This window comes from Cryobacterium sp., assembly GCF_025463825.1.
Lineage (GTDB): Bacteria > Actinomycetota > Actinomycetes > Actinomycetales > Microbacteriaceae > Cryobacterium.
Genome location: NZ_JAODBG010000132.1, coordinates 1 through 12,001 on the forward strand (window position 1 = coordinate 1; position 12,001 = coordinate 12,001).

General features: G+C 67.2%; 11 protein-coding genes and 1 pseudogene. 8 read left to right on the forward strand and 4 right to left on the reverse strand.

Annotated features, from left to right (window positions below):
* The 7 genes from JWP54_RS16275 to JWP54_RS16305 all read left to right on the forward strand — a co-directional run.
* Positions 1-510, forward strand: a 510-nt coding sequence (locus JWP54_RS16275; RefSeq protein WP_297374120.1) for a hypothetical protein, incomplete at its 5' end; no start/stop codon positions are given.
* A 134-nt stretch (positions 511-644) separates the two neighbouring features.
* Positions 645-1,382, forward strand: coding sequence for a hypothetical protein (locus JWP54_RS16280; RefSeq protein WP_297374122.1), 738 nt, complete (start codon positions 645-647; stop codon positions 1,380-1,382).
* A gap of 183 nt (positions 1,383-1,565) precedes the next feature.
* The gene (locus JWP54_RS16285; RefSeq protein ID WP_297374124.1) at positions 1,566-3,230 is read left to right on the forward strand and encodes a trypsin-like peptidase domain-containing protein; all 1,665 of its coding nucleotides are present in this window, start codon (positions 1,566-1,568) and stop codon (positions 3,228-3,230) included.
* A gap of 128 nt (positions 3,231-3,358) precedes the next feature.
* The gene (locus JWP54_RS16290; protein WP_297374126.1) at positions 3,359-4,420 is read left to right on the forward strand and encodes a glycosyltransferase family 2 protein; all 1,062 of its coding nucleotides are present in this window, start codon (positions 3,359-3,361) and stop codon (positions 4,418-4,420) included.
* Entirely contained in the window at positions 4,417-5,229 is an 813-nt protein-coding gene (locus JWP54_RS16295) for a CDP-alcohol phosphatidyltransferase family protein (RefSeq protein WP_297374129.1), read from the forward strand. The genes JWP54_RS16290 and JWP54_RS16295 overlap by 4 nt, the downstream gene beginning before the upstream one ends.
* A 14-nt stretch (positions 5,230-5,243) precedes the next feature.
* The gene (locus JWP54_RS16300; protein ID WP_297374132.1) at positions 5,244-6,131 is read left to right on the forward strand and encodes a glycosyltransferase; all 888 of its coding nucleotides are present in this window, start codon (positions 5,244-5,246) and stop codon (positions 6,129-6,131) included.
* Positions 6,132-6,212: 81 nt separating this feature from the next.
* Positions 6,213-7,496 (forward strand): hypothetical protein, encoded by a 1,284-nt coding sequence (locus JWP54_RS16305; RefSeq protein WP_297374135.1) that lies wholly within the window; start codon positions 6,213-6,215, stop codon positions 7,494-7,496.
* 61 nt (positions 7,497-7,557) lie between these two features.
* Here the strand turns inward: JWP54_RS16305 and JWP54_RS16310 are convergent, their stop codons facing one another.
* The 4 genes from JWP54_RS16310 to JWP54_RS16325 all read right to left on the reverse strand — a co-directional run bounded on the left by JWP54_RS16310 (position 7,558) and on the right by JWP54_RS16325 (position 10,871).
* On the reverse strand, positions 7,558-8,442 hold the full coding sequence (locus JWP54_RS16310) for a hypothetical protein (RefSeq protein ID WP_297374137.1): 885 nt from the start codon (positions 8,440-8,442) through the stop codon (positions 7,558-7,560).
* A 119-nt stretch (positions 8,443-8,561) separates the two neighbouring features.
* Positions 8,562-9,308, reverse strand: a complete 747-nt coding sequence (locus JWP54_RS16315) for an ABC transporter ATP-binding protein (RefSeq protein ID WP_297374141.1) — start codon at positions 9,306-9,308, stop codon at positions 8,562-8,564.
* On the reverse strand, positions 9,308-10,108 hold the full coding sequence (locus tag JWP54_RS16320; RefSeq protein ID WP_297374144.1) for an ABC transporter permease: 801 nt from the start codon (positions 10,106-10,108) through the stop codon (positions 9,308-9,310). Before JWP54_RS16320 ends, JWP54_RS16315 begins: the two co-directional genes overlap by 1 nt.
* A gap of 70 nt (positions 10,109-10,178) precedes the next feature.
* Complete coding sequence (locus JWP54_RS16325; protein ID WP_297374147.1) at positions 10,179-10,871, reverse strand: phosphocholine cytidylyltransferase family protein; 693 nt, start codon at positions 10,869-10,871, stop codon at positions 10,179-10,181.
* A 702-nt stretch (positions 10,872-11,573) separates the two neighbouring features.
* Here JWP54_RS16325 and JWP54_RS16330 point away from each other — a divergent pair.
* Positions 11,574-12,001 (forward strand): annotated as a pseudogene (locus tag JWP54_RS16330) (hypothetical protein); the annotation flags it as partial.

A 12,001-nucleotide genomic window follows, 5' to 3' on the forward strand; every position in this document is an offset into this window, starting at 1 on the left:
CTACCCCTTGCGGGTTGTGCCGAGGCGGCGACGTCCGCGCCGACTTCGAGCCCGCCGACGCCCACCCCGGTCTTCGCGTCAGACGAGGAGGCGCTCGCCGCGGCGACCGCGGCGTACGCCAACTACCTCAAGTTGTCGAGTGTCGTCGCACATGATGGCGGAGCAGATGCACGTCGTATGTCTGACGTATCGACCGGCGAAGCGCTCGAAACGGAGATTCGTTCCCTCGAAGGAATGGCAGAGGCTGGGACAGTTGGCGTCGGTGAACTGAGTTATGACAAGTTCACCATGCAGTCCGCCGAGCTGTCGTCAGGATCACTGACTGCGTACGTATGCCTCGACGTCTCAGCCACAGATGTCCTAGACATATCTGGCGAAAGCGTGTTGTCGGATAGTCGTGTCGATCGGCTTCCGCTCGAGGTCGCTTTTGCCTTCGATAAGGACGACCAGCAACTCCTCGTGGAAAGGACGCGGATATGGGATGGAGACAACTTCTGCTCATCGCCGTGATTTCAGTCTCTTCTTTTGGACTCGCGTTGAACCCAGCAACGGGAGCGAGCCGCGGGTGCGGTGCGTGGGAGGCCGCGAGCGGTGAGTGTCCGGAGGCCGAGGCTCTCGTCGGGGACGGTGGGGTCGATGTTAGCGTGGGCTGGGAAGAGGTCACGCCAGGGAGCGATGGCGGTGGGGATCGCGGTGCTGGTGACGGCGCCGGAGATGGCGGCGGTGGCGGCGACCTGTTGCCGGACGGTGTCAGCTGGGTTCCGGGGGCAGTGGCGGTGGACCGTGGCGACGCGGCAAGCGGACCGAATCAGCCGCCGCGACGGGTACCCGTTGTGCTGCCCGCTGATCCGGCGGCTCCCGCGTGTGCGCCACAGACCCCGTGCGATCCGGCCCTGGTGGTTCGGGTCAGCGACCTCGTGAGCATCGAGGCCGACGAGCCTGTGCAGGGCATGGAGCCGGACGGCTGGCTCGTGGTCGGCATCCCCGCGAACTTCTTCGCCTCGGCGACTGTGCACCAGAGCTCCGGACTCCTGCTCGGGGCCCCCGCCGACGTGCGATTCACTCCCGTGGGCTATACCTGGGACTACGGCGACGGCAGCTCCGGCACATCGACATCCGGGGGCGCGACCTGGGCGGCTCAGGAGCTGCCGGAATTTTCAGAAACCAGCACCAGCCACGTTTATGAAAACACCGGCACTTTCAGCATCGGCCTGAGCGTGTCGTACGCAGCGGAATACCGTTTCGCGGGTGGTGACTGGCGCAGCGTGGAGGGCCTCGTGGGCGTGGCCGCCGACCCGATGCAGGTGATCGCCGACCGCGCCGGGACCGTCCTGGTGGCCGAAGGGTGTTCGGTCGACGCCGACGGTCCGGGCTGTCGATGACGGAATTGGTCTGGCTTCCGCGACCCTGAGGCGGGTGCCGGTGCGAGTATGGTGCTGCCGCCGAAATTCTGCGGTCGCGCGACCCGGGCAAGGTCACGGCTACATCATTGACTGCTCCCAGTGTGCGCATATCAAACGTTCAGCTTCAGGCGAGAAGCTAATTTCGCTTGGAAGGAGCACACCATGACCGACAGCACGCAGGACCCGGGCAAGACCCCGGACCAGCCACAGGACAACGCACCAATCGAGGCGAACTCGTCGGGTGAAGCCTCTACGGGGCCCACGGACAACGTCACAGCCGACAACACCACGGCCGTGCAGCCGAGTGTTCCGCACCCCGCAGACAACCAGGCGACCGAGGTCATCGGTTCTACCGACGGGCCTGCCGCCGCGCAGGCCGCCACTACGCCGTCACCGGCTCCGGCCGCCCACCCTGCCGCGCACGCCGCTACGCAATACACCCAGCCCACCCAGCCCTACGGCCAGCCGGCCCCCGCCGCCTACGCCACGGATGCGTTCGGTCGCCCCATTCCCGGCCCCGACGGCAGAACTCCGATTTACGCCCCGACCCCGGCGCAGCAGCAGGCCTACGCGAACGCTAACGGCTACGCCCCGCAGCCCACCGTCGGGCCGAAGGCGCCCAAGGACCCCAACCGCCGTAAGGGCAGCGTGGCCCTGATCGCCGCGCTCGCCATCGGTGCTCTCGTCGGTGGCGCCTCCGGCGCCGGCGTCACGGCGATGGTCGTCTCCAGCCAGAGCGACGGGACTCCCGCCAGCCAGGCTGAGGGCCCCAGCACCGTCGTGGTCAACAACACCGACAGCGTCAATGAGATCACCGCTGTCGCGGCGAAAGCCTCGCCGAGTGTCGTCACCATCGAGGTCGCTTCGGGCGACTCCGGGGGAACCGGCTCCGGCGTCATCCTGAGTGAAGACGGGTACGTCCTCACCAACACCCACGTCGTCACCCTCGACGGCGCCACGTCAGACGCCACCATCCAGGTCAAGGCCAGCGACGGCAAGCTTTACTCCGCCACGCTGGTGGGCACCGACCCGGTCTCCGACCTCGCCGTGATCAAGATCACCGACGCCTCGAACCTGACCCCCATCACCTGGGCGGACTCCAGCGAGCTCAACGTGGGCGACACCGCCATTGCCATCGGTGCCCCGCTCGGCCTGTCCGGCACCGTCACCAACGGCATCGTCAGCGCACTCAACCGAAGCATCACCGTGGCATCGTCCGCAGCGCCGACCACGCCGGACGAGACCACACCGGATGAGGGCGACGGCAACTACTTCAACTACGACCTGCCCGGCACTCCCGACACGCAGGCCACCCAGAGCAGCATCTCGCTCTCGGTCATCCAGACGGATGCGGCGATCAACCCCGGCAACTCCGGTGGTGCCCTGCTCAACAGCAAGGGCGAGCTGATCGGCATCAACGTCGCCATCGCCAACGCCGGCGGCGACTCCACGTCGAGCACCGCGGGAAACATCGGGGTGGGCTTCTCGATTCCCGCCAACCTCGCCAAGCGCGTCTCCGATGAGATCATCAAGACCGGTTCCGCCTCGCACGGCCTGCTCGGCGCCAGCGTCACCAGCGCCAGCAGCGCGGACAGCGCCACCGCCGGTGCCCTGATCAGCGAGGTGTCGTCCGGGGGAGCCGCCCAGGAAGCCGGCCTCAAGGCCGGCGACGTCGTCACGAACTTCAACGACGTGCCGATCACCGACGCCACCGACCTCACCGCACAGGTGCGTACCCTCGCCGCCGGTGACAGTGCTGAACTCACCTACGTGCGCGACGGCAAGTCCGTCACCGTCACCGTCACGGTCGGAGAGCTCACCAGCTAACGTTCCGACGCTCCTTCCTACTGCGCCGCCGGTCTCGCACCGGCGGCGCAGTGCTGTTTGCCGGGCGCCGCTGCCAAGGAAAAAGGCTCGGCTGCTAGGCTCAGGCGATTGACCGATTGAGTGGAAAGATGGCCCGCCCCGTGCAGGAAAGCGCAGACACAGAGCTGATCGGTGTCTCATACATCATGCCGGTGCTCAACGAGGCCAGCCATGTGCGGGCCGCGGTGCAGAGCCTGCTCGAGCAGGACTATGACGGCCCCTTCGAGGTCACCCTGGCCCTCGGCCCGAGTATCGACGGCACCACGGAGCTCGTGGAAGAGATGGCGGCGGTCGATCCGCGCATCCGCGTCGTCGCCAACGAGGTGGGCTCCACGCCGGCCGGGCTCAACATCGCCATTCGGGCGTCCCGTTACCCCGTGGTGATCAGGGTCGACGCGCACTCGGTGTTGCCGAGCAACTATGCGCGCATCGCGGTCGAGACCCTGCAGCGCACCGGTGCGGACAACGTCGGCGGCATCATGGATGCCCAGGGCACCGCCCCGTTCCAGCAGGCCGTCGCCCGCGCCTACGGCACCCGCATCGGCCTGGGCGGCACCCCGCTGCACGTCGGCGGCGCCGAGGGGGAGGCGGAGACCGTGTACCTCGGCTGCTTCCGCCGGGACAGCCTGCTGCGTGTTGGAATGTTCGACGAGGGCATCAAGCGCGGCCAGGATTGGGAACTCAACCGTCGCCTGCGCGAACACGGCGGATCGGTCTGGTTCACCCCCCAGCTCAAGGTCATCTACCGCCCCCGGCCCAGCCTGTCCAGGCTGGCTCGGCAGATGCTCTCCACCGGCCTGTGGCGCGGCGAGCTCGCCCGCCGGTACCCGGCCGCGAACGGGCTGCGCTACTTTGCTCCACCCGTGATGGTGCTCGGCGTGCTCATCGGCACCATCCTGGGCGTGGTCGGTCTGGTCCAGGTTCTCCTCGGCGGGCCCGGCTGGCTGGTGCTGGGCTTCCTGGCGCCCCTGGCCTACCTGATCATCGACGTCTCGGCCGCGTTCACGGTGACCCGGCCCGACGGCATTCGTGTGGCGCTCTGGTTTCTCGTAGTCTTGCCGTGCATTCATTTCTGCTGGGGCGTCGGGTTCCTGCTTGGCTACCTCAAGCTCACCACCAACATCTCGGCACATACGGGAAGACATCAATGACGTCTGGTTCGCCCAACACGGCTCGGCCATCTTCAATCGCAGAGCTTCGTGCGGTCGCGCAACCTCCAGAGGTTCGGTCGCGCGCGAACGCCGAGCACTGGACGGCCTCGCTGTACCTGCGCGACCTGTCGCCGTACCTCACCTGGATGCTTCTGAAGACCCGTATCTCGGCCAACGGCGTGACGGGTCTGATGATCCTCGTCGGCTGGTCGACGGCGGCTGCACTGCTGATTCCCGGCATCTGGGGCGCCCTGCTGGCCCTGGCTCTCGGGCAGCTGCAGATGCTTGTCGACTGCTGCGACGGCGAAGTCGCCCGCTGGCGCAGGACCTCCTCACCGGCCGGAGTGTTCCTCGACAAGGTCGGGCATTACACGACAGAAGCCCTGATCCCCATCGCGCTGGGCATCCGGGCCGCGGCCTACCCGTTCGAGGCCCCCGCCGATTTCCTGTTCACCACCCTGGGCCTGGCGCTGGCGCTGCTGATCGTGCTCAACAAGGCCCTCAACGACATGGTCCATGTGGCCCGCGCCAATGCCGGCCTCACCAAGCTGGCTGACAACAAGGGCGAGAAAGTCCCGCAGCCCGGCCTGGTCGCCACCCTGCGCCGCCTGGCCCGGTTCCTGCCGTTCCACCGCCTGTACCACTCGGTGGAGATGACCATGGTGATCTTCGTCGCCGCGGTGATCGGCCTTGCCCTCGGCCAGCCCGCCACCGACCGGATCTTCCTGGCCGTGCTCGTTCCGCTCGCCTTCCTGGCCCTCGTCGGTCACTTCCTGGCCATCATGGCGTCCAAGCGCGTACGCTCCTGAGGCCCGGCCGCACCATGTCCGCAGCGCACTCTCCGGCCTTGATCACCATCGGCGTGGTCGTGCTCACCCAGGGGCGTCGCCCCGACGACCTCGAGCGCGGCATCCGCAGCCTGCTCGCCCAGGAGGACGTGCAGCTCGACATCGTCTGTGTCGGCAACGGCTGGCAACCCACCGGCCTGCCCGCCGGTGTCGCACCGCTCGCCCTGCCCATCAACCTGGGTATCCCGGCCGGACGCAACCGCGGAGTGGAACAGGTCACCGGCGAATTCCTGTTCTTCCTCGACGACGATGCGAGCCTGCCGGACCCCCGGTTCCTGGCCGACGCCGTCGCGCTCCTCCGCGCCGATCCCAGCATCGGCCTGTTGCAGCCGCAGGTCGTCGACCCGGCCGGGCTCACCGCACCGCGCCGCTGGATCCCACGCATCCGCAAGGGCGACGCCGGCCACTCCAGCGCCGTCTTCTCGGTATGGGAGGGGGCAGTCCTGCTGCCCCGGCGGGTATTCGACGCCACCGGCGGCTGGGCCGAACCCTTCTTCTACGCGCACGAGGGCATCGAGCTGGCCTGGCGGGTGTGGGACCAGGGCCTGCGCACCTGGTACGCCGGCAACCTCGTCGCCAACCACCCGGTGATCCTGCCCACCCGGCACGCCGACTTCTATCGGCTGAACGCCCGCAACCGGGTGTGGATTGCCCGGCGCAACCTGCCGGCTCCGCTGATTCCGCTCTACGTCGGTTCCTGGACGATCATCCAGGTGCTGCGCGGCGCCCGCAACCGTCCGGCGTTGTTCGCGTGGTTCCGCGGCTGGCGGGAGGGCTGGACCAGCGACCCCGGCCAACGCCGCCCGCTGAAGACCAGCACGATCTGGCGGATGACTCGTGCGGGCCGACCGCCGGTGATCTGAAAAACTAACGATTCGCTACCGTTGCGCCTCTTCACGGGGTGGGCAACAGCACCGGGCAGGCCCGGTCGGTAGGCTGGAACGGTGGTAAGCAGCAGGGACGTCCGACTCGCGGCAAAGCTGGTCAAGGATGTGCTCAGTGCACGCAAGGCCCAGCGCCTGGTGCTGGCCCGTATCGCGGCGCGAGGTTCACTGCCCACCCAGCACTTCAAGATCGCCGTGTACTTCGCGGATGGGCCGGTCAACCTCTACCAAATGCGCCAGTGGTACAAGCCGCTCGCGAAGCTCGCGGAGACCTGGCCCGTGGTGGTCCTGAGCCGCACCGCCGGCGGCACGCTGAAGATGCTCGACGAGAGCCCGGTCCCGGTCGCATACGTGCGCAAGGTGGTCGACCTGGAGCGGGTGATCGCAGAGCAGGACATTCGCATCGTCCTGTACGTCAACCAGAACTCACGCAATTTCCAGATGATGCGCTACGGGCGCCGCTGGCACGTTTTCATCAACCACGGTGAGAGCGACAAGATGTACATGACCACCAATCAGTTCAAGGCCTACGACTACTCGTTCGTCGCCGGACAGGCGGCGCTGGCCCGACTGGGCAAGGTGCTCTGGGACTACGACTTCGACAAGCGGGCGGTGCTGATCGGGCGGCCCCAGGCCGACCACTACACGGGTGCGCTGCCGTACACCCCCGACTCCCGCACCGTCGTGCTCTACGCACCCACCTGGGAAGGCGACCGCGCCGCCGCGGCGTACGGGTCCATCGCCACGCACGGCGTCCCCCTCATCACGGCCCTGCTGCGGAGCCCGCGGCACCGCGTGGTGTACCGGCCGCATCCCCGTAGCGGCGTCGTCGATCACGCTTACGGCCTGGCCAACAAGCAGATCATCGCGGCCATCACCGCGGCGAACGCCCGTGACGCGAGCGCCCAGCACATCGTCGACACCGGACCGGAGCTGGGCTGGCAGCTGTCGGCCGCCGACGTCGCGATCGTCGACATCTCAGCGATGGTCTACGACAGGCTCGCGTCGGGTAAACCGCTCATGGTCACCCGACCCGCGAACCCTCTCGCGGCCATCGACACCAGCGGATACCTGTCCGACTGCGAATGGTTGGATGTGAGCGACACCGTCGGCATCGTAGAAACTCTCGACGCGCTCACGAGCGACGGAACCGCCGAGGAGCGGCTCCGCGGCTGGGTGGAACAGTACTTCGGCGACCCGACGCCGGGAGCACCCACCGCTCGTTTCCACGCCGCGATCGAGAATCTGATGGCGGAGTGGGACCGGTACGCCGCCCTGCACGCCGACGACGACAACGGCCTCGCCGAGTTCATCGAAGACGTCAGCGAGACCGAAGAGGTCTGAGCCAGCCAGGGCTGAGCCAGCCGGGTCTGAGCCAGCCGGGGCTGAGCTGGCCAGGCCTGGGCTAGCCGGGTTCTGTCGTGGCGGCTTCCGGCTCGGCCGGGGTACGGCGCCGCAACGGCCGGGGGAGGGCGCGCAGCGCTCCGTGACCCAACCGGCTGATCCGACTACCGGGCACCATCACACCGTCCTGCAGGGTGATGGTTCGCCCGTGCGGCTCGAGGTCCAGGCGGTACACGGTGGGCGCCTGGCCGAACGCGAGGCGGGACGAACTGACGACGCGCTTACCGAGGATGTGGTTGCCCATGCCGCCGATGACCGCGCCGATGCCGAACGGCACGGCCTTGCCGAGCAGGCTCGCGCCGCCCTTGGCGGCAAACTGGCGGATGAAGGTGCGCTTCAGTTTGTCGGTCAGCGGGCCCATAATGGCGCGCGGCAGGCTCGTGGTGACTAGTTCACCCCAGTACGCAGTGCGGGCGACGCCGCCGCCGGTGACCTGGCCGGCGAGCTGGCGAACCAGGTCGGAGCCCTCGTGGCCGAGCATCATGGTCATCACCAGAGCGCGGGCGCGCTCCGGGTCGTCGACCGTGATTCCGTGCACTTCGCTGACGGACTGCGCGAACAAGGCTGTCGCCTCGAGGAAACCGGCGGTCTCCACCCCGGACAAGGCCAGGGTGACGCCGGTTCCGACGCCAGGGATCACGGCCGTGGCGCCCACGGCAGCTCCGCCGCTGGTGACTGCGGCGAGGTAGCGGCGCTCCAGAATGCGCACAAGCTGTTCCGGCGACGCTTCGGGATGGCGCCGGCGGATGCCGCGGATGTGTGCGAGAACGGCGGGACGCTGGATCGCCATGACCCGGTCGAAACCGGTCACGACGCCTGCGGGCAGCGCGCCGCCGCTGGACGCGCCACCGGTGGGCGAGAGCAGGGGTTTGGGCTTCTTGGCCATGGTGCGGTCCTCCTCGAGTGCAGAAGCACGAGTTTACGGTCCGAAACTGAACATGATTGAGGTAATTCCCAGCGAGATGGAGGTGCGTCTTCCGTGACGAATCGACCTCAGGCGACGTCTCAGAGCTTTTTGATGCCGTATTCGGCGTTGTACCGGGCCAGGACCTCGTTGATCGGGGCATCCAGGACGAGTTCGCCCTTGTCGAGGTAGAGCCCCCTGGCGCAGAACCGGCGGAGGTCGCGCTCGTTGTGCGAAACGAAGAACAGGGTGCGGCCACCCGCGAGCAGCTCCTCGATCCGGCGGTAGCACTTCTCCCGAAATGCCTTGTCGCCGACGGCGAGGACCTCGTCGACGAGGATGATCGGCTCCTCCAGGCGGGAGATCACCGCGAAAGCGATCCGTACTTTCATGCCGCTGGAGAGATGCTTGTACGGGGTGTCGATGAAGTCGGCGATCTCGGCGAACTCGATGATGTCGTCGAACCGGGAATCGATCTGCTTGCGGGTCATGCCGTGCAGTCCGGCGGTGAGATAGACGTTGTCGCGCACAGTGAGGTCATCGACGAAGCCGCCGGTGATCTCGATCAGGGGTGCGACGCCCTCGATGACATCGACGCTGCCCTCGTCGGGCAGCACGACCCCGGTGACCAGCTTGAGCAAGGTGGACTTGCCCTGGCCATTACGGCCGACGACACCGATGGCCTCGCCGCGCTGCACCGTGAACGACACGTTTTGCAGCGCCCAGAATTCGCCGGAGCGGGTGCGGCGGCGGGTGCCGGCGAAGAGGTCCTTGAAACTGCGGCGACTGCGCCGGTTGCGTCGGAACCGAATGCCGACATCGTGCAGGGAGATGACGGTGTCACTCATCAGATCTCCTTCAGCACGGCGCGCTCGGTGCGGGAGAAGACCAGCAGGCCGAGCCCTAAGAACGCCAGGGACATGACGGCGCTCACACCGACGACGAACCAGTCCAGTTCGCCGGGGAAGAACGCCGCACGGTAGAGGCTGAAGATTCCGCTGAGTGGGTTGAAGGCGGCCCAGAAGTGCAGCTGCTCCGGCAGGTCGCTGGTTCCGTAGATGATCGGGGATGCGTAGAACAGGAAGCGCAGCACCAGCTTCACCGCTCGCTCAAGGTCGCGGAAGAACACGACGAGGGGAGCAACGATGAGGCCGACACCGGCGGTGAGGACGGCCTGGATCAGGATGGCCAGGGGGAAGAACACGGCATCCGTGTTGATTTCGGCGCCGGAGATGACGGCAAAGATGATCAGCACCGGGATGGCGGCGATGAACTCGATGCCCTTGGACAGGACCAGGCGGTTGACCCAGATTGTTCGGGGGATCCGGGTGGACCTGATGAGCTTGGCCTCCCGCAAGAACGCCCTGGTGCAGTCGGAAATAGCGCCGTTGAACCACATCCAGGGCAGCAGCGCAGCCAGCAGGAAGACGATGTACGGTTCGTTGCCGACGGTGCGCTGGAAGATCTGGGTGAAAACGAACCAGTAGATGCCGGCCATCACGAGGGGGTCGAGGATCGACCAGAAGTAGCCGAGCAACGAGGTCGAATACCGTACCCGCAGGTCACGCTGGGTCAGCAGCCACAGGGAATGACGGTACCGCGCAAACGGGGTGCGCTGTTCAGGACGCACCTGAGCGTAACTACTCACGCGCTCTATCGTATGGGAGCGGATCAGGGCACCGCGCCATCGGCAACGGCGCCCGACCGCAACGGGGGGATCAGACGAAGAGGTTGGCGCGCTCGAGGTCCTCGGCGAAGTCGACCTCGACGGCGTAGAAGTCCGAGATGTCGACGGGCTCCACGAGCATGCGGTTCTTCTCGATGGCGAGCTCGATGCCGCGCTCGAAGTAGTCCTGGTCGTCGACCTTGCTGAGGTGATGGATCAGCACGGCCTTGTCGGCGGCCGACACGTAGTTGATGCCAACGGCCTCGCCGAGTCCGTTCTTCACGGTCTTGGAGAGCTCCCTGATGTAACCCTCGGCGCTGGTCGTGTACTTGACTTCTTCGTCGGACACCTTGGACGTGTTGACCGTGACGAACGACTGGTCGCGCTTCATCATCGAAGCGGCACGGTCGAGGATCGCGGGATCGAAGACCACGTCACCGTTCATCCAGAGCACGCCGCCGGTCGCGGATGCGCGGAGGGCGCGGAGCAGGCTCTTGGACGTGTTGGTCACGTCGTACTGCTCGTTGTACACGAAGGAGGCTTGCGGGAACGCCTCGATGATGTGCTCGAGCTTGTAGCCGACGACGATGGTGACCTTGGTCTTCTTGCCGAAAGCATGCTCAATGTTGTCGAACTGCTGCTGCATGATGGTGCGGCCGTCGTTGAGTTCGGTCAAGGGTTTGGGCAGCGAGCGGCCGAGGCGGCTGCCCATGCCTGCTGCAAGTATTACTACCTGGGTGGTCACGAATATCTCCTCAGAAAGATCTGGGTGGCCCCGCTCGAGCACTGGCGTCACAGCCGAGTTTGCCTGCGGTTCACTCCTAAGTTCACGTATAGACACTCCGTTATGCCAACCTCAGACTAGCTGCATACCTTGTTCTGGGGGAAGAGATGCCACAATGCGTGTCCGGATCGTGACGATTCGTCGGTGCTCGGCAGGGTCCCGGCCGACCCCGAACCATGTGGGCGAAATCCGTGCAAATGCGGCGGCGAAGGCGTTCCTGAGACAGCGAGGTCAGACGGTACTTGGTAGGTTAGCTGGGTGACTCCAGTGCCTCCGAACTCCGAGCCCGACGAGCAGACCCCGGTCGCGCCCGTTCCCGATACGGAGCCGGAACGCGAGGGAAGTGCCCCTGAGACGGGCGCCTCCGCGGACCGCCCCGATGAGCCTGCACGACCTGCCGCATCCGCGCCGACCGGCGCTGCGAAGCCGCCCCGTAAAACGCCGGCGAAACGTGCGCCGCGCACGAGCGTGCCGCGTATCGGCGCGCCGCCCGTTGACGCTGCCGACGCCGCGACGTCAGCCGATGCCTCAACCCAGACCCCGGAGACGGGGGAGCCCGAAGCCGCCGTTCCGGCGAAGCCGGTGCGTCCCGCAACTCGCGCCCCGCGTGCGCTGGCCGCACCGCGTGCCACCGGCACCCGTGCTCCCGCGAAGAAGAAGCCTGTGGCTACCGCCGGCGCGGCAGATGGTGCCCCGGCGACGCCGTCGGACGGCGCACAGTCGGAAGCACCGCGCCCGGAACCCGTCACTGCCGCCGCGCGGGTCACGGTGACCCGCACTCCCGCTGCGCGCAAGACGCCGGCGAAAGCCACGGCCAAGCCCGCCGCCACCAAGGCCACGCGACTGCCTGCCACCACCACGCCGACGGCGGACACCGCCGATGCCGTAGAGGCTGCCGCCGCCGGTGCGACGATCGCTGACGACGGGTCGATCCCGTCGGCCGGATCAGGTGGTCCGTCCAGCACCTCGGAGCGGCTGAGCACCGGCCGGCCGGCCGCGGCGAAGGCCGCCGCAGCAAAGGCTGCCGCCGCGAAGTCCGAGTCCGCCGCCAAGGCGGGGGCTGCCCGGGCGGCAGCGACGAAGGCCGCCGC

What these genes read in the sequence shown, in the direction of transcription:
- JWP54_RS16285 (WP_297374124.1), top strand. Translation starts at nt 1,566, where the DNA reads ATGACCGACAGCACGCAGGACCCGGGCAAGACCCCGGACCAGCCACAG.
- JWP54_RS16300 (WP_297374132.1), top strand. Translation starts at nt 5,244, where the DNA reads ATGTCCGCAGCGCACTCTCCGGCCTTGATCACCATCGGCGTGGTCGTG.
- JWP54_RS16290 (WP_297374126.1), top strand. Translation starts at nt 3,359, where the DNA reads ATGGCCCGCCCCGTGCAGGAAAGCGCAGACACAGAGCTGATCGGTGTC.
- JWP54_RS16295 (WP_297374129.1), top strand. Translation starts at nt 4,417, where the DNA reads ATGACGTCTGGTTCGCCCAACACGGCTCGGCCATCTTCAATCGCAGAG.
- JWP54_RS16310 (WP_297374137.1), bottom strand. Translation starts at nt 8,442, where the DNA reads ATGGCCAAGAAGCCCAAACCCCTGCTCTCGCCCACCGGTGGCGCGTCC.
- JWP54_RS16315 (WP_297374141.1), bottom strand. Translation starts at nt 9,308, where the DNA reads ATGAGTGACACCGTCATCTCCCTGCACGATGTCGGCATTCGGTTCCGA.